This window comes from Mycobacterium sp. ABE4_509 (assembly GCF_056160785.1).
The window spans coordinates 1-17,136 of record NZ_JBSWXU010000053.1 but is presented as its reverse complement, the minus strand read 5'-3'; the positions used below and the strand labels follow the sequence as shown (position 1 = coordinate 17,136).

General features: G+C 68.0%; 18 protein-coding genes, 2 pseudogenes and 1 riboswitch. Of the genes and pseudogenes, 13 read left to right on the top strand and 7 right to left on the bottom strand.

Features of this window, described 5'->3' with window-relative positions; all coding sequences use genetic code 11:
* Positions 1-10: 10 nt before the first annotated feature.
* Genes ACXAID_RS13505 through ACXAID_RS13485 form a run of 5 tightly spaced genes read right to left on the bottom strand, consistent with a single transcriptional unit; the run spans position 11 to position 3,286 of the window.
* Positions 11-643 carry an LON peptidase substrate-binding domain-containing protein gene (locus ACXAID_RS13505; RefSeq protein ID WP_475022728.1) on the bottom strand — a complete coding sequence of 211 codons (633 nt, stop codon included), beginning with the start codon at positions 641-643 and terminating at the stop codon, positions 11-13.
* 2 nt (positions 644-645) lie between these two features.
* Positions 646-1,776 carry a glutamate--cysteine ligase gene (locus ACXAID_RS13500; protein ID WP_475022727.1) on the bottom strand — a complete coding sequence of 377 codons (1,131 nt, stop codon included), beginning with the start codon at positions 1,774-1,776 and terminating at the stop codon, positions 646-648.
* Entirely contained in the window at positions 1,757-2,464 is a 708-nt protein-coding gene (sodC, locus tag ACXAID_RS13495; protein ID WP_475022726.1) for a superoxide dismutase[Cu-Zn], read from the bottom strand. The genes ACXAID_RS13500 and sodC overlap by 20 nt, the downstream gene beginning before the upstream one ends.
* Positions 2,465-2,474: 10 nt before the next feature.
* A complete protein-coding gene (locus ACXAID_RS13490) occupies positions 2,475-2,936 on the bottom strand; it encodes a LytR C-terminal domain-containing protein (RefSeq protein ID WP_475022725.1) in 462 nt (153 codons plus the stop codon).
* Positions 2,937-2,977: 41 nt separating this feature from the next.
* A complete protein-coding gene (locus ACXAID_RS13485; protein WP_475022724.1) occupies positions 2,978-3,286 on the bottom strand; it encodes a DUF3263 domain-containing protein in 309 nt (102 codons plus the stop codon).
* A 150-nt stretch (positions 3,287-3,436) separates the two neighbouring features.
* Here ACXAID_RS13485 and ACXAID_RS13480 point away from each other — a divergent pair, with 150 nt between their 5' ends.
* The 8 genes and pseudogenes from ACXAID_RS13480 to ACXAID_RS13445 all read left to right on the top strand — a co-directional run.
* Complete coding sequence (locus ACXAID_RS13480; protein ID WP_475022723.1) at positions 3,437-4,030, top strand: peptide deformylase; 594 nt, start codon at positions 3,437-3,439, stop codon at positions 4,028-4,030.
* Between the two features lie 3 nt (positions 4,031-4,033).
* On the top strand, positions 4,034-4,960 hold the full coding sequence (locus ACXAID_RS13475; RefSeq protein ID WP_475022722.1) for an N-acetylglutamate synthase, CG3035 family: 927 nt from the start codon (positions 4,034-4,036) through the stop codon (positions 4,958-4,960).
* Between the two features lie 9 nt (positions 4,961-4,969).
* A complete protein-coding gene (locus ACXAID_RS13470) occupies positions 4,970-5,788 on the top strand; it encodes an exodeoxyribonuclease III (RefSeq protein WP_475022721.1) in 819 nt (272 codons plus the stop codon).
* Between the two features lie 105 nt (positions 5,789-5,893).
* Positions 5,894-6,496 carry a TetR/AcrR family transcriptional regulator gene (locus ACXAID_RS13465; RefSeq protein ID WP_475022720.1) on the top strand — a complete coding sequence of 201 codons (603 nt, stop codon included), beginning with the start codon at positions 5,894-5,896 and terminating at the stop codon, positions 6,494-6,496.
* Positions 6,493-7,395 carry a haloalkane dehalogenase gene (locus ACXAID_RS13460; RefSeq protein ID WP_475022719.1) on the top strand — a complete coding sequence of 301 codons (903 nt, stop codon included), beginning with the start codon at positions 6,493-6,495 and terminating at the stop codon, positions 7,393-7,395. The genes ACXAID_RS13465 and ACXAID_RS13460 overlap by 4 nt, the downstream gene beginning before the upstream one ends.
* A 150-nt stretch (positions 7,396-7,545) precedes the next feature.
* Positions 7,546-9,138 (top strand): HNH endonuclease signature motif containing protein, encoded by a 1,593-nt coding sequence (locus ACXAID_RS13455; protein ID WP_475022718.1) that lies wholly within the window; start codon positions 7,546-7,548, stop codon positions 9,136-9,138.
* A gap of 7 nt (positions 9,139-9,145) precedes the next feature.
* Positions 9,146-9,196: pseudogene (locus ACXAID_RS13450) on the top strand (DUF7715 family protein); the annotation flags it as partial.
* A gap of 54 nt (positions 9,197-9,250) precedes the next feature.
* Positions 9,251-9,359 (top strand): annotated as a pseudogene (locus tag ACXAID_RS13445) (DUF7715 family protein); the annotation flags it as partial.
* On the opposite strand, the gene ACXAID_RS13440 reads toward ACXAID_RS13445, so the two are convergent.
* Positions 9,356-11,053, bottom strand: a complete 1,698-nt coding sequence (locus ACXAID_RS13440; protein ID WP_475022737.1) for an MFS transporter — start codon at positions 11,051-11,053, stop codon at positions 9,356-9,358. The pseudogene ACXAID_RS13445 and the gene ACXAID_RS13440 overlap by 4 nt on opposite strands.
* Positions 11,054-11,227: 174 nt before the next feature.
* Positions 11,228-11,337, top strand: a riboswitch (TPP riboswitch).
* Here ACXAID_RS13440 and thiC point away from each other — a divergent pair.
* The 5 genes from thiC (at position 11,329) to ACXAID_RS13415 (ending at position 16,177) form a co-directional block, all read left to right on the top strand.
* Positions 11,329-12,909, top strand: a complete 1,581-nt coding sequence (gene thiC, locus ACXAID_RS13435) for a phosphomethylpyrimidine synthase ThiC (protein ID WP_475022717.1) — start codon at positions 11,329-11,331, stop codon at positions 12,907-12,909. (Overlaps the previous riboswitch by 9 nt.)
* Positions 12,906-13,733, top strand: coding sequence for a bifunctional hydroxymethylpyrimidine kinase/phosphomethylpyrimidine kinase (gene thiD, locus ACXAID_RS13430; RefSeq protein WP_475022716.1), 828 nt, complete (start codon positions 12,906-12,908; stop codon positions 13,731-13,733). Before thiC ends, thiD begins: the two co-directional genes overlap by 4 nt.
* Complete coding sequence (locus ACXAID_RS13425) at positions 13,733-14,347, top strand: alpha/beta hydrolase family protein (protein ID WP_475022715.1); 615 nt, start codon at positions 13,733-13,735, stop codon at positions 14,345-14,347. The genes thiD and ACXAID_RS13425 overlap by 1 nt, the downstream gene beginning before the upstream one ends.
* A gap of 54 nt (positions 14,348-14,401) precedes the next feature.
* A complete protein-coding gene (locus ACXAID_RS13420; RefSeq protein WP_475022714.1) occupies positions 14,402-15,889 on the top strand; it encodes a flavin-containing monooxygenase in 1,488 nt (495 codons plus the stop codon).
* Between the two features lie 9 nt (positions 15,890-15,898).
* The gene (locus tag ACXAID_RS13415; protein WP_475022713.1) at positions 15,899-16,177 is read left to right on the top strand and encodes a hypothetical protein; all 279 of its coding nucleotides are present in this window, start codon (positions 15,899-15,901) and stop codon (positions 16,175-16,177) included.
* Here ACXAID_RS13415 and ACXAID_RS13410 read toward each other — a convergent pair.
* Positions 16,144-17,136: TetR/AcrR family transcriptional regulator (locus ACXAID_RS13410; protein ID WP_475022712.1), on the bottom strand; the 993-nt coding region annotated here is incomplete at its 5' end. The genes ACXAID_RS13415 and ACXAID_RS13410 overlap by 34 nt on opposite strands.

Here is a 17,136-nt window from a genome sequence, read left to right as displayed (position 1 = left end):
GGATTGCCGGTCACTCCGACAGCTGAAACTCCACCATCGCGGTGACGGTGTCGACGGCGTCGGACAGTGCGCTGACCCGTTCGGCGGCGGTGGGCGCGGCCAGCACGGCGTACCGGTCGGCCTGTCCCATCGGCAGCCGGGCCGTCAACGCGTACAACCACATCGCCGCGTCACCGGATTCGTCGGCGCCGAGCACGATGTCGCGGGCGTTGACCTCTGCCCCACGGGCGGCCGCGATCCTCTCGAACAGCGCGACCATCCGGTCCTCGATGTCCCGGATCGCCTCCACGTCCACCGCGCCGCCGGGCTGATCCGGCCAGGTCTCGATCACGGCCCGCGGGAACGGGTCGTCGGGCAGCCACTCGAGGACCCGGATCCGCTCCCCCATCACACATTTCAGGCGGTAACGCCCCGGGGCCACCTCGGCGTGTTCGGTGATGTGGGCGAGCGCGCCGACATCGCTGCGGGTGTCCCCGCCACCGACTTCGCGGCCGGCGGCGATCAGCACCACACCGAACGCGGGGTCGTCGTTTTCCAGGCAGGTCTGCACCAGCGCCGCATACCGGGGTTCGAAGATGCGCAGCGGCAGTTCCTCCCCGGGCAGCATCGCCACCTCGAGCGGGAACATCGGCACCGTCGACACCCTCAGATCACCAGCTCGGCGATCAGCGAGTCGACCACCGCACGCAGGTCGCCGTCGCTCTCCTCGGCCACCCGGCGCTGCCTCTGATAGGAGGCCCCGTCCCGGAAGATGTCGGCGATGCGGGCCAGTTCGTCGGTGCACGACAGGGAGTGGGCCACCGGCTGCAGCCGGTCCAACAACTCGTCGAGGTCCTCGGTGACCAGCCGCTCGTTGCTGTCGGCGTCCTGGATGATGATCGCGTCCAGTCCGTACCGGGCCGCCCGCCATTTGTTCTCCTGCACATGCCACGGCGGCATCACCGGAAGCGTCTCACCACCCTCGAGCCGACGATCCAGATCCACGATCAGACAGTGGGTCAGCGCCACCAGGGCGGACAGCTCGTGCAGGTTGGACACCCCGTCGAAGACCCGCACTTCGATCGTGCCGAGATGCGGCGAAGGCCGGATGTCCCAGCGGATCTCGTTCATGTGGTCGATGATGCCGGTCTTCTTCTGGTCGGTGACGAACTGTTCGAACTCCCGCCATTCCTGGAAGTGGAACGGCAGGCCCGCGGTGGGCAACTGCTGGAACATCATCGCCCGGTTGCTGGCGTAGCCGGTGTCCTCACCGTCCCAGTACGGCGAGGACGCCGAGAGCGCCAGCAGGTGCGGGTAGTAGTGCAGCATCGCGGTGATGATCGGCATCACCTTGTGCGCCGAGGACACCCCGACGTGCACGTGGACACCCCAGATCAGCATCTGGCGGCCCCACCACTGGGTGCGCTTGATCAGTTCGGCGTAGCGCGGCGCGTCGGTCAGCTTCTGCGCGGACCAGTTGGCAAACGGATGGGTGCCGGCACAGAACAGCTCCATGCCCCGGTCGCGCACGATCTTGCGCACCGGAAGCAGCGTCGACGCCAGATCGTCCATGGCCTCACCGGCGTTGTCGCAGATTCCGGTGACGACCTCGACGGTGTTGCGCAGCAGCTCCTTGTGCACCCGGGGGTTCTCGCCGAGCTCGGCGATCACCGTGGCTGCCTCGTTGCTCAGATCCCGGGTGGTGGGGTCGACGAGGGCGAACTCCCATTCGACGCCGAGGGTCGGCCGGGGGGACCCGGCGAAGTCGATGCGCCCGTCAGCCGCTGGTGATGACACCACAGGCCACCCGCGATCCGGCGTCGCCGGCGGCCAGCGTGTCCTGATCCGGTCCGGGGGTGCCGTTGACCTGTGTGTACTTCTCCGGCGGAACGTTGCCGAAGTTGCTCGGGCTCGCGTGGATCATCAGCGCCGTCCCGTCTTCGGCGGTCAGGTCCTCGGCGGTGAACGCGTCGGTGGTCATCACCAGCATCCCGGAGCCGTCCTCCATGACGAACAGGTTCGCCAGGTCGCCGCTGGGCGGGTAGCTACCGGTGTGCCCGGGCACCTGCAGGTGCCCGCCGGCGGACAGGAAGTCACCGGCTTCACCGCCGCCCGGCGGGGTGGACTCTGCTTCGCAGACACCGACTGAATGGACGTGCAGGCCGTGGAAGCCGGGCTCGAGCACTTCACTCTCGGTGGTCTGCACGGTGACGGTGGCGTAGCCGTCGGCGAACTCGATGTCCGCGGTGGCCACGGTGGTGCCGTCGGCCGTCTGCAGTTCGGTCGACAGCGTCTCCCCGCCGGCCGCCGAACCTCCGTGGCCTCCGCCGTGCTCACCGGGCGGCGCCGAAGGGGATGGTGAGCCGGTCCAGATGGCCGGTGTGGTGCCCGTGGTATCGGTGGGCACCTCACCGGGAGGGGCGCAGGCGCTCAACGCGAGCGCGGGCACTGCAAACAAGGTGGCGGCGGCGACGGTCCTGAGCATGTCCAAGAGCCTATCCAATGACAGCCACGATGACGCCCGGCGGCTGCTCGAACAGTTGAGGAACCCGGGGAACCACCGGTGCCTCGATCAGTGCGCCGATCTCTTCGGCCGCCTGCTGCTCGCCGGGGGTGTCCCCGAAGAATACGGTCGTGACGGTCGTCTCGGGCAACTCGAGGTTCCCTGTTTCGGTGACGTTCCAGTCCGCTTCACGCAGGCGGTTGGCCATCGCCTCGGCAGCGCCCTCCACGGTGGAGATGTTGTAGACGCGTACGTCGGGCCGCGCCGGTTCGGCGGGCGGCGACGTCGTGGTCGTCGTGGTGGTCGTGGTGACGGTCGCGATCGACGAATCGTCGTCGTCACCGGAGCCGCCGCCCATCGCCTGCAGCGCGACGAGCAGGAACGCCACGCCGAGGAACAGCAGCACCATGATTATGGCGCGCAGGGGCAGGCCCGAGGAATCTCGCTGGTTCATCGGCGCCTACTGTATCGACACCGCGGTGGGGCCAGGGAAATTCAAGTCACTTCGAAGCCGAGCCGCCGCGCGGCCCGTGCCTTCTGCCTGCTGGCGCGCAGCCGCCGGAGCCGTTTGACCAGCATCGGGTCGGCGGCCAGCGCTTCGGGACGGTCGACCAGGGCGTTGAGGACCTGGTAGTAGCGGGTCGCCGACATCGAGAACAGTTCCTTGATGGCGTCCTCTTTGGAGCCGGCGTACTTCCACCACTGCCGCTCGAACGCCAGGATGTCGTGCTCTCGACGGGTCAGGCCGTCGGCGGGGTCGGTGTCGTCCCCGGAGTGCTCACTCCGCGCGATCGCGCCGTCCATATCGCTACTTGGACCCTTCCGACAATCGAAAATGACATCCGTGTGGTTTCGGCGAGTATTCAATCACGGGTTGGTCACGGAAGTCGTCACAAACGTCCGCGAGTCGGCGGCCGGACTGCGCGCCGGGCACCGGCACTAAGCTTGCCGGTCATGGCCGTACGCCCCATCCGAATCGTAGGAGATCCCGTCCTGCACACGGCGACCGAATCGGTTCCCGTCGCAGACGACGGCTCGTTGCCCGCCGAGGTCGTAGATCTGATCCAGGATCTCTACGACACCATGGACGCCGCCTACGGGGTGGGGCTGGCAGCCAACCAGATCGGGGTCAACAAGCGGGTCTTCGTCTACGACTGCGCCGACTCGCGCGGCAAGACGCTGCGGCGCCGCGGCGTCGTCGTCAACCCGGTGCTGGAGACCTCCGAGGTGCCCGAGACCATGCCGGACCCCGAGGACGACGACGAGGGGTGCCTGTCGGTGCCCGGCGAGTCGTTTCCCACCGGCCGGGCGTCATGGGCCCGGGTGACGGGCCTCGACGCCGACGGCAACGCGATCACCATCGAGGGCGAGGACCTGTTCGCCCGGATGCTGCAGCACGAGACCGGACACCTGGACGGGTTCCTGTACGTGGACTGCCTGATCGGCCGCAACGCCCGGGCCGCCAAGCGCACCATCCGCTCGCACGGGTGGGGGGTTCCCGGCCTGTCGTGGATGCCCGGCGAGGACCCCGACCCGTTCGGCCACTGAGCGGTGCCGCAACTTCCCGAGGTCGGCACGCGGGTGAGCCTGCGCTACCGGCTGCCGGCGGGCGCCACACCGCCACACTCCGACGTGGTCGGCCATCTGCTCGACACCGGCGCGACGGTGCGGGTGCGGACCAGACACGGTGACGTCGTCGAGGTCGCTTCCGCCGACGTTCTCGCGGTGCGGGTGGTGCCGGAGGTCCCTGTCCGCACCAGCGAGATCCGCAACCTCGAACACGCTGCCGCGCTGGCCTGGCCCGGCACCGAGCAGCAGTGGATCGAGGGATGGCTGGTGCGATTCGGCCGCGGAAGCACCCGCCGGGCCAACTCAGCTGTGCCGCTGCAGTTCAGCTCCTACGCCGAGATCGCCGCGGTCGCCGACTGGTACGCCGCCCGCGGTGTGCCCGCGCTGATCTCGGCTCCGGACCGGCTGCTGCGCATTCCCGACGGCGTCCCCACCGACGCCGAAAACCTCGTGATGGCAAACTATATCGCCGACGACGTGGAGCTGCCTGCCGGGCTGTCGGTGGCGCCGCACCCGGATGACGTCTGGCTTCGGGTCTACCAGCGTGAGGTACCGGGCGAGGTGCTCACCGCGGTGATCGACGGCGAGGTGGCTTTCGGCACGCTCGACGGCGTCGCGGTGGGGCGCGTGGCGGTCACCGAGGCGCCCGACGGAACCAGGTGGGCGGGTGTGTCGGCGGTGCACGTGGCCGAGTCGGCGAGGCGCCAGGGTAAGGCCCGCTCGCTGTGCAACGGCCTGCTTGCCTGGGCGGGGCAGCGGGGCGCCACCCGCTCCTATGTCCAGGTGGTCACCGACAACTCTTCTGCCCGTGCCCTCTACGAGTCGATGGGCTTCTGGTCACACCACCGGTCCCGTTACGTACTGGCCGGCGACATCCTGGCGGCCAACCCTGCGGCACCGCCGTCGTAGGGTTGACGCATGCGGGTGGCCACCTGGAATGTCAACTCGATCCGCGCCCGGGTCGATCGCGTGACCGACTGGCTCGAGCGTGCCGACGTGGACGTGCTGGCGATGCAGGAGACCAAGTGCTCCGACGAGCAGTTCCCCACCATGCCGTTCGCCGCGCTGGGCTATGACGTCGTGCACTGTGGGTTCAACCAGTGGAATGGTGTGGCGATCGCCTCGCGGGTCGGTATCGGCGACGTGGAGGTCGGTTTTCCCGGACAGCCCACCTGGAGCGACAAGCCCGAGGCCGAGGGAGTCGCCGAGGCGCGCGCCCTGGGGGCGACCTGTGCCGGCGTTCGCCTCTGGAGCCTCTACGTGCCCAACGGCCGGACCGTGGACTCACCGCACTATCACTACAAGCTGGAATGGCTTGCTGCACTACGGGATACGGCGTCATCCTGGCTGAGTTCGGACCCGTCGGCACAGATCGCACTGATGGGCGACTGGAACATCGCCCCCACCGACGAGGACGTCTGGGACATGGAGGTGTTCCGGGACAGCACGCACGTCACCGCACCCGAGCGAAGCGCGTTCACCGCGATGGTCGACGCCGGGTTCACCGATGTGGTGCGCCCGTTCACCCCCGGACCGGACGTGTTCACCTACTGGGACTACACCCAGTTGCGCTTTCCGAAGAACCGGGGCATGCGCATCGACTTCATCCTGGGGTCAGCCGGGCTGGCCGATCGGGTCACGCACGGTGAGATCGTCCGCGACGAACGCAAGACCGGTAAGGCGCGGGTGGGTTCGCCCAGCGACCACGCTCCGGTGCTGATCGAACTGGCGCCGTAGCCCGCGTAGCTCCGCCCTCCCCCGGCTCTCCACACCGACAGCGACGCGCCACCCGCCACAATTTCGCATGTTGTACATCATGTGAAACTTGGTATGTTGGCCATCATGCGAGATTCGGGAACCCCCCGCGCGGAAAGCAAGCAGGCCTCGCGGACACGCATCCTCGAGGCAGCAGCCCGGCTGCTGCGCGAGGAAGGCCTCGACGGGACCGCGATCGCGCCGGTCATGCAGGAGGCGGGCCTGACTCACGGCGCGTTCTACGCGCACTTCGCCAACAAGAGTGAGCTGACCGACGCGGCCTTCGCCCACGCTCTGGCCACCCGGCGGCCGGAATGGATCACGCCCGGCAAGGGCAGGTCCTGGCGGGCCCGGCTAGGTGATCTGGCAGACCGCTACCTGACCACCGCACACCGCGACGCTCCGGGCAGCGGGTGCGCGTTCGCGGCCACCGCCTCCGACGCCGCACACGCCGACACGGCTTTCCGCGCCCGGTTCGAGCAAGAGCTGCGGACCTCGCTTGCCGCAATCTGTGACAACGCTGACGATGACCGGCTCGATGACGCCATCGCCCTGATGGCGGTGTGCGTCGGGGGCCTGTCGCTGGCCCGGGCCGTGCCCGACGACGAATTCTCCGCGCGCATCCTTCGCGTCGCACGACAGGCCGCGGCAGCCGTCGCGGCTTCAGCCAGCATCGAGGAGCAGCAGTGACCAGATCAGAGCCCTACGGCACCCTGCGACACAAGACGATCGCCGGAAAACAGATGGCCTACATCGACGAAGGCGCGGGCACCGCAGACGACATGACCATCGTCTTCGCCCACGGCAACCCGACCTCGTCCTATCTGTGGCGCAACGTCATGCCGCACCTGGAAGGACTGGGTCGCCTCGTCGCCTGCGACATGATCGGGATGGGCGGGTCCGACAAGCTCGACGATTCCGGACCGGACAGCTACCACTACGCCGAGCAGCGCGACTACCTGTTCGCGCTGTGGGACTCGCTCGATCTCGGCGATCGGGTGGTGCTGGTGTTGCACGACTGGGGTTCGGCGCTGGGATTCGACTGGGCCCGTCAAAACCCTGATCGGATAGCGGGCATCGCCTACATGGAGTCCATCGTGGCGCCCATCGACTGGTCGGACTTTCCCGAACCCGTTCGCGAAGTATTCCAGGGGTTCCGCTCTCCTGCAGGAGAATCCATGGTTCTCGAGCAGAACCTCTTCGTAGAAGCGGTGCTTCCCGGAGCGATCCTGCGGACCCTCACCGACTCAGAGATGGCCCACTATCGGGCACCGTTCGACACGCCCGGGGAGGGTCGCCGGCCAACCTTGTCGTGGCCACGGAATATTCCGATCGAAGGAGAGCCCGCCGATGTGGTCAAGACCGTCCAGGACTACGGCGCATGGCTGAGTGGGAGCCCGGTCCCGAAACTGTTCATCAACGCCGAGCCCGGCGCCATCCTCACCGGCCGGACCCGCGATTTCGTCCGGAGCTGGCCGAACCAGACCGAGGTGACCGTGGCCGGATCGCACTTCGTCCAGGAGGACTCCGCCGATGAGATCGGCACAGCGGTAGCAGATTTCGTCCGGACGCTACGCAACGCCGCCTGAACCTTCACCTCACGCGAGGCGCGCGCGTCGATCTAGTCACCAACGGTGCGGCCGACGGCAGTTGTCCCCAATCGCGTTTTCATCCCCAGGTTGGGTGGGCTGCGTTCCGGGGCTGACCTTGAGTCAGTAGACCCGTCTAGAATCGCACATATGTTCGATGATTCGCTTCCGGGGCCGACCGGGTTGGCCGGCGCGTCGGATGCCGAGGTGATCGACGCGATCACCGGCTGGTCAGCGGCCGCCGCAGCAGCCGAGGCCCGCAAGTTCGCGGCGCTGGCCGAATGGTCGCGCCGGGCCCGACGCGACCCACAGCGGGCCCGCTGGGTGTGTGACGACCTCGACGAGGCCGCCGCGCAGGTGGGGTGCGCGCTGACGATCTCGCACGGGCGCGCGCTGCGCTGGCTCGACACCGCCGAGACCCTGCGCGACAGACTGCCGCGGCTGAACAATCGATTCCTGGCCGGCCACGTCAGCGAACGCGTCATCGCCCGCATCGTGTGGCAGTGCACACTCGTCGTCGACGACACGGTGTGGGCAGCCCTCGATGAGCAGTTCGCCGCCGCAGCCACCTCATGGGGCAGCTTGTCGGGAGACAAACTCGACACCGCGATCGAGGTGTGGATCCACGCCCTGGACCCCGACGCCGTCCGCCGCGCCCGTACCCGCTACCGGGACCGCGATTTCCGCATCGGAATACGCGACGATGCGACCGGCACCACCACGGTGTCCGGGCGGGTCGGCTCCCTGGACGCCGCGATCGCCGCGCAACGCCTCGCCGCGATGGTCGCCTCGGTGTGCGACGCCGATCCGCGCACCCTGGCCCAGAAACGCGCCGACGCGTTCGGCGCGGTGTTCGCCGGAGTCTTCGAACTGCACTGCCTGTGCGGCGACACCGACTGCCCCGCCAGCCAGAACCCCGACGCCCGCGCCACCAGCGTCGTGGTGCACGTCGTCGCCGACGACAACGCCGCCAGCGCCACCCCCGATCCCGCCCTGCACGGCGAGCACCCCCGAACCCAACCCACCCTGGACACATCTGCGTCGCCTCCACCCGCGGCGCGCCCGGCGGTGATCCCCGGGCTGCCCGGCACCGTGGTGCCCGCCGCGGTGCTGGCCGACTGGATCGCCCGGGGCTCCACCGTGCGCCGAGTCGCCCGAGCCGGCGCACTACCCGCCAGCCCCGGCTACCGGCCCTCCACCGCCCTCGACGAATTCGTCCGCGCCCGCGACCTGACCTGCCGGGTCCCCGGCTGCGACCGCCCCGCCATCCATGCCGATATCGACCACATCACCCCCTGGCCCGCCGGGCTCACCCACCCGGCCAACCTGAGCTGCAAATGCCGGCTGCACCACCTGCTCAAAACCTTCTACGACGACTGGCACCAGACCCAGTCACCCGACGGCGCCCTGCAGATCACCACCCCCACCGAGCACACCTACACCACCAAACCCTTCTCGACGCTGCTGTTCCCCACCTGGACCACCACCAGCAGCGACCCACCGGGCCGACCAACACCCAGCCCCACACCGCCGCGCACCCCGGGGCGGGAACTGAAGATGCCGCTACGCCGCCACACCCGTGACACAGCCCGCGCCAACTACATCACCCGCGAACGCCGACTCAACGCCGCCCAACGCGAACTCGAGGACACCACCACCCAGCAGAACCCGGCCCCGCCGAACAAGGCGCCACAACCGGCAGCCCACCCACCCGACCCCACCGACGACCCACCACCGTTCTAGGAGCATCGTGAAAATCCTTGTGGCCACTGAACACACGCAGGGCACCCACCCCGGCGACTACCACTACTGCGTCGAGCGGGAGCTGGTGTGGACGCGGGTGGCCGGCGGCGTGGGCCGAGGACGTCGCCGACGACAGTCTGGAGATCGCCGCACGACTGCCCGTCGGAGCGATCATCACGCGCCGGCTCGACGAGCTGGTCCTACGCGGCGCGCTTTTCTAGTCGTCGCTGACGTCCTCGGCGTAACGACCCGGGTTGAACAGTGATGCGATCAGGCCGATCACCATCATCACCGCAGCGGCGACGAACACCACCACCAGACCGGCGTGGAACGGCTCGATGATCAGGTGCGGGAAGAACGTCTGGCCGGTCAGCACCTCGGCGTTGACACCGGGCTGGTGCAGCGCGTGGTAGGGCTCGAGCAGTTCGGCGATCGGGTTGTAGCCCAGGAACGCCGCGAACAGGCTGCCCACCGGCGGCAGATCCGCCACCTGCTCGGCCACCGATGCCGAAACACCCTGCTCCTGAAGGCCACTGCTCAACGCAGCAGGCAGGGTGTTGGCCAGCCCGACGATCATCAGCGAGAAGAAGATCCCGATCGACAACGACGAACCGGCGTTGAAGAACGTCGCCCGCACCCCGGAGGCTGCCCCGCGCTCCGACGCCGGCACGCTGGACATGATGGCCGCCGTGTTGGGTGCGGTGAAGATGCCGCCGCCCACCCCGTTGAGGAAGATCAACAAGGCGAACACGCGGTAGTCGAAATCCACCGGAATCATCACCAGCGCAATGAAGGACACCGCCATCAACGCCATCCCGCCGACCGTCAGCGGCCTCGCCCCGTAGCGGTCCGACAGCCAACCGGCGGCCGGCCCCGCCAGCAGGAACCCGACCGTGATCGGCAGCATGTAGATCGCCGCCCACAACGGCGTGGTCTCGAAGTCGTAGCCACGCAGCGGAAGCCAGATCCCCTGCAGCCAGATGATCAGCATGAACTGCAGCCCGCCCCGGCCCACCGAGGACATCAGCCCGGCGAGGTTGCCCATCCCGAAGGCGGTCGACCGGAACAGCCGGATGTTCACCATCGGCTGCTCGACCTTGAGTTCGACCACGCAGAACACCACCAGCAGCGCCAGCCCGCCTGCGATGGCGCCCAGCACAACCGGGTTGGTCCAGCCGGTGGTGGAGTCGCCGTAGGGCTGGATGCCGTAGGTGATGCCGATCAGCAGCACCGTCAGCCCGACGCCGAACGTCAGGGTGCCCGGCCAGTCCAGTCGGCCCGGGGTGCGGGTCCCGATCTCACGCAGCGAGCGCACACTCCAGATCGTTCCCGCCAGCCCGATCGGAACGCCGACCCAGAAGATCGCCTGCCAATGCCATTCTGCGAGGGCACCACCCACCAGCAGACCCAGGAAGGATCCGGCCACCGCGGTGACCATGTTGACCCCGAGGGCCATGCCGCGCTGATTGGCCGGAAACGCGTCGGTCAGGATCGCCGAGGACGACGCCATCAGCATCGCGCCGCCGACACCCTGCACGACCCGCCACACGATCAGCCAGATCGCCCCCGGTCCCAGATGGAACGGGTCGAACGACAACGCGATCGCCGCGACGGTGAACACCGCGAACCCGATGTTGTAGATGCGGACGCGGCCGAACATGTCACCGAGCCGGCCGAACGGCACCACGAGCACCGCGGTGACGACGAGATAGCCCATCAACATCCACAGCAGGTAGCTGATGTTGCCCGGGGACAACGGGTTCAGGCCGATGCCGCGGAAGATGGCCGGCAGCGAGATCAGCACGATCGAGGCGTTCACCGCCGCCAGCAGGGTGCCCAGCGTGGTGTTCGACAACGCGACCCACTTGTAGCGGGGATGGTCCTGATCGAACCGTCCCGGCGCACGCGCCGCCACGCTGCCGGCACCGGCGTCCGGCGGTCCTCCCGTCGATCCGATCTCAGTGGTCACTCGCACCGCCCTCACTCACAGAAAACATATATTAGCTATACAAATTATCGGGAGGCAATTCGTATTCCCGCCCCGCGCCCTGTTCCCGGGGCCCGGGCCGATGCGCTAGCGTGGGCATCGCCAATCGAACGCGGGAGCGTGCACCGAGCGCGCTGAGAGGACGGGTAGGCCCGTCGACCGTAGGAACCTGACCGGGTAATGCCGGCGTAGGGAGAGTGAAGATGACTGATTTTGTCGACGTTGCACCCAGCCCGTCCGTCACCACCGGACCCATCCAGGGCAGTTCCAAGGTCTACCGCCAGGTCGGTGAATCCCGGGTGCCGTTCCGCCGGGTCCACCTCAGCACCGGCGAACACCTCGACCTCTATGACACCTCCGGTCCGTACACCGACACCGAGGCCGTCATCGACCTCGACAAGGGCCTGCCCCCGCGCCGGGTCACCCGCGACCGGGGCACCCAGCTCCAGCGCGCCCGTTCCGGTGAAGTCACCGACGAGATGCTGTTCGTCGCCGAACGTGAAGGCGTCGCAGCAGAACTCGTACGCGACGAGGTAGCACGCGGTCGGGCCGTAATCCCGGCCAACCACAATCATCCCGAGGCCGAACCGATGATCATCGGCAAGGCCTTCTCGGTGAAGGTCAACGCCAACATCGGCAATTCGGCGGTGACCTCGTCCATCGCCGAAGAGGTCGACAAGATGGTGTGGGCCACCCGATGGGGCGCCGACACCATCATGGATCTGTCGACCGGCCGCGACATCCACCTGACCCGCGAATGGATCCTGCGCAACTCCCCCGTCCCGGTCGGCACCGTCCCCATCTATCAGGCGCTGGAGAAGACCAACGGCGACCCGGTCGAACTGACCTGGGAACTGTACCGCGACACCGTGATCGAACAGTGCGAGCAGGGCGTGGACTACATGACCGTGCATGCCGGGGTACTGCTGAGCCACATCCCGCTGACCGTGGACCGGGTGACCGGAATCGTCTCGCGCGGTGGATCGATCATGGCCGCCTGGTGCCTGGCGCACCACCAGGAGTCCTTCCTCTACAACCACTTCGAGGAACTCTGCGAGATCCTCGCCCGCTACGACGTCACCTTCTCCCTCGGCGACGGCCTGCGACCCGGTTCGATCGCCGACGCCAACGACGCCGCCCAGTTCGCTGAGCTGCGCACCCTCGGAGAACTGACCGCGATCGCCAAATCCCATGGGGTCCAGGTGATGATCGAAGGACCCGGACACGTGCCGATGCACAAGATCGCCGAGAACGTGCGCCTCGAGGAGGAATGGTGCGAGGAGGCCCCGTTCTACACCCTGGGCCCGCTGGCCACCGATATCGCACCGGCCTACGACCACATCACCTCCGCCATCGGCGCCGCGATGATCGCCCAGGCCGGCACCGCGATGCTGTGCTACGTGACTCCCAAGGAGCACCTCGGCCTGCCCAACCGCAAGGACGTCAAGGACGGTGTGATCGCCTACAAGATCGCCTCCCACGCCGCCGACCTCGCCAAAGGGCACCCTCGTGCTCAGCAGCGTGACGACGCACTGTCGCAGGCACGCTTCGAGTTCCGGTGGGAGGACCAGTTCAACCTGTCGCTCGACCCCGACACCGCCCGGGAATTCCACGACGAGACGCTGCCGGCCACCCCGGCCAAGACCGCCCACTTCTGCTCGATGTGCGGGCCCAAGTTCTGCTCGATGCGGATCAGCCATGACGTCCGCGAAGCGATGGCCGAGAAGTCGCGCGAGTTCGCCGAGCACGGCAACCGGGTGTATCTACCTGTGACGCAGACATGACCTTTCTGCCGCTGACATCGCCGGGTCAGACGCCGCTGCGCGTCATGACCATCGCCGGGTCGGACTCCGGCGGCGGCGCCGGAATCCAGGCCGACCTGCGCACCTTCGCCATGCTCGGCATGCACGGACTGGTCGCCATGACCGCGGTGACGGTGCAGAACTCCATGGGGGTCAAAGGCTTCCACGAAATCCCACTGGACGTCGTCGCCGGTCAGATCGAGGAGGTCGCCTCCGACATCGGGGTGCAGGCCGCCAAGACCGGAATGCTCGCCTCCTCGGAGATCATCGGCACCGTCGCCGACGCCTGGCAGCGGGCTGCACCGGCGACTCCTCTGGTCGTCGACCCGGTGTGCGCGTCGATGCACGGCGACCCGCTGTTGCACCCCAGTGCGCTCGCCGCCCTGAAGGACAAGCTCTTCCCGCTCGCCGCGATCGTGACCCCCAACCTCGACGAGGTGCGCCTGCTCACCGGCATCGACGTGGTCGATGCCGACACCCAACGTGCGGCGGCGCGCGCGCTGCACGCTCTCGGGCCACGATGGGCACTGGTCAAGGGCGGACACCTGCGGTCCTCGGCGCACAGCCCCGACCTGCTGTTCGACGGCACCGACTTCACCGAATTCGACTCGCCACGCATCGACACCGGCGACGACCACGGCGCCGGCGACACCCTGGCTGCCGCCATCGCCAGCGCCCTGGCACACGGCTACCCGATGCCTGACGCGGTCGGCTTCGCAAAACACTGGGTCACCGAATGCCTGCGCGCCGCATACCCGTTGGGGCACGGCCACGGACCGGTGTCGGCACTGTTCCGGCTGAGCTGATGGACGAGATCGCCGGCGTCGTCCACCGTCCCGAGGGCTCCCCCGCCGGTGCGGTGGCACTGACGCACGGAGCCGGAGGCAGCCGGGAGTCACCCCTGCTGCAGGCCATCTGCGAAGAGTGGTCGCGCCGCGGCTGGATAGCGGTGCGCTACAACCTCCCCTACCGCAGGCGCCGCCCCAAGGGACCTCCGTCGGGCTCGTCGGCCGCAGACCTGGCCGGCATCATCGAAGCCGTGGCGGCGGTACGCACGCTCGCCGGTCCCGAGCTGCCGGTGATCGCCGGCGGGCACTCCTACGGCGGGCGGCTCACCTCGATGGCGGCCTCGGAGGGCCTGGCGCTCGATGTGCTCACGCTGTTCTCCTATCCGCTGCACCCGCCGGGCAAGCCGGAGCGGGCCCGCACCGACCACCTACCTGCCATCACCGTGCCGACGGTGTTCACCCACGGCACCTCCGACCCGTTCGGCAGCATCGACGAGCTGCGTCCGGCCGCCGCACTGATCCCCGCCCCCACGACGATCGTCGAGATCACCGGGGCGCGCCACGACCTGGGTTCCAAGACCCTCGATGTCCCGGCCCTGGCCGTCGGCGCCGCCCTCGAACTCCTCGGATAGACGCGCTGAGCACGCCTTCCCGAGTTGTTTGATACTTGCGGTAACATCTACGCCATGCCTTCGGAGCACTACGACGCGGTCATCGTGGGCGCCGGCTTCGCCGGGATCGGCGCCGCCATCCAGCTCAAACGGCTGGGCTACGAGAACTTCGTCATTCTCGACCGCGAGGACGACCTGGGCGGCACCTGGCACGTCAACCACTACCCGGGTCTGGCCGTGGACGTCCCGACCACGACCTACTCCTACTTCTTCGAGCCGAACCCGAACTGGTCACGACTGTTCTCCACCGGCTCCGAGATCAAGCAGTACGCCGGCGACGTCGCCGACAAGTACGACGTCCGCCGCCACATGCAGTTCAACACCGTCGTCGAAGGTGCCCGCTGGGACGAGGAGGCCTCACTGTGGCGGGTCGCGCTCGCCGGCGGCGACACCGTGTCGGCGCGCTACCTGTTCACCGCGACCGGCTTCCTGTCCCAGCCGCACACCCCCGACATCCCCGGCATCACCACGTTCGGCGGGCGGGTCATCCACACCACCGCATGGGACGACTCCTACGACCCGACCGGCGAACGGGTGGGCATCATCGGGACCGGGGCCACCGCGGTGCAGCTGATCCCGGAACTGGCCAAGAAGGCCGCCGACCTGACCGTCTACCAGCGCACCCCGATCTGGGTGGTGCCCAAGATCGACTTCGCGTTCTCCGAGCGCGCCAAGCGTGTCTTCGCCCGGTTCCCGCTGACCCAGCGCGCCATCCGCGCCGTCACCGACTCCATCTACGAACTCATGGTGTGGGTCGGGGTGGTGCACCACAAGACCACCCGCGGCCGGTTCAACATCGCCGCCGGCGATCTGGCCAAGATGCACCGGTTCGCGACGGTCCGCGACAAAGAACTGCGCGCCAAGCTCACCCCCGACTACGACTTCGGCTGCAAGCGGCCCACGTTCTCCAACAGCTACTACCGCACCTTCACCAAACCGAACGTGCACCTGCAGGACACCGGAATCGCCCGGATCGAGCCCGACGGGATCGTGGCCAACGACGGCACCAAGACCGCCGTCGACACCTTGGTGCTGGCCACCGGTTTCGACCTGTGGGAAGCCAATTTCCCCGCCATCGAGATCGTCGGCCGCGGTGGCCGCAACCTCGGCAAGTGGTGGCGCGAGACCAGGTTCCAGGCCTACCAGGGCGTGTCGATGCCCGCCTTCCCGAACTTCCTGTCGCTGGCCAGCCCATACGCCTTCCTCGGGCTGAACTTCTTCAACTCGATGGAATACCAGATGCGGCACATGGACCGGCTGTTCGGGGAACTGCAGCGGCGCGGCGCCACCACCTTCGAGGTCACCGAGGAAGCCAACGACCGCTACCTCGACCGGATGACCGAACTGCTCGGCGATTCGATCTTCACCGTCGGCAACTGCGCCTCGGCGCGCTCCTACTACTTCAATCCCAACGGCGAGCCCAGCCTGCTCCGCCCGACCTCGACCCGCAAGGCGATCCAGGAAGCATCGGACTTCCCGCTGAGCGACTACCAGATGAGCTAGGAGGCTCGAGTGAACGAAGAAGCGTCGGAGAAGAATTCGCGCGCCGCGACACTGGCGGGTGTGGGTGTGGCCGCCGCGGGCGTGTCGCATTTCGTGGCGCCCCAGCTCTACGACGACATGACCAAGGCGGTCTTTCCGACCAACACCCGCCAGCACATCTACATCGACGGCGGCATCGAGACCGCGCTGGGCGTCGGACTGGCGATCCAGAAGACCCGCAAGCTCGCGGTGATCGGGCTGATCGTCTACCTGCTCTACTTGGCGGGCAACGTCGTTCGTAACCGGTAGCCGCTGCCCAGCAGGATCGCGTCCAGCAACGCGGTCACCACGGCCGCCGTGTCGCGGGAGTTCTGGTAGTCCTCCAGCCGTCCGAGGTCGACCACCAGCGCCATCGCCGCGTGCACCGCGAAACGCGCCTGCCCCGGGGACCAGCCGGGGTGCACCGCGACCACGAGGTCGACCCACGACTCGACCTGAGACCGCTGCAGGTCACGCAGAATGCGCTGATCGGCCGGTGCCATGTTGAGCCGCTCGGTGTAGTAGACGTACTCCAGTTCCGGCTGGTCGAACGAGCGGGCGACGTACGCGTCGATGACCGTCGCCAGCGCCTCCTGCGGATCGGCGACCGACGACATGATCGTCGCCGACTCCGCCGACAGCCGGTCGGAGGCCCGCCGGAACACCGCGGCCAGAATGTCGCTCTTACCCGAGAAGTACTTGTAGATCGCGGAGGTCGGAATTCCGACCGCGGTCGCGATGTCCTCCATGCTGGTGTCGCGATACCCGGAGCGGTGGAACAGTCTCAGCGACTCATTCAGCAGCGCTTCGTACTTCGACGAATCGGCGGCACGTTGCGCCGGTTCGGCGTCCGGCGCCCTGGGTGCGGGCACCTCGGACACCTCGGGCAACTCGGCGGCCACCACCGTGTTGGCGACCTCGACCAGCAACTCACGTGCCGCTGCGGCCGACAGCTTCGCACGGTGGTCGACGATGCTGCCGACCACCGAGAGCACCGCGGTCGAGAGCATCGTGTACTGCCGCCGGGTCAGCCCGGGGCGCAGTTCGAGCAGCGGCTGCTGGATGCGGTGGTGCACCGTGCGCAGCTGCGTGAGCAGTTCGGCCTGGTCGTCGCCGAGCAGGTAGCGGCCCTCCCAGCGGTAGAGACCACCCGATGCGCGGTTGGCCAGCGCGACGTCGACCAGTGCACCGACGAGTGCGTCGAACCTGCGCTGCGGGTCGGCCTCGCC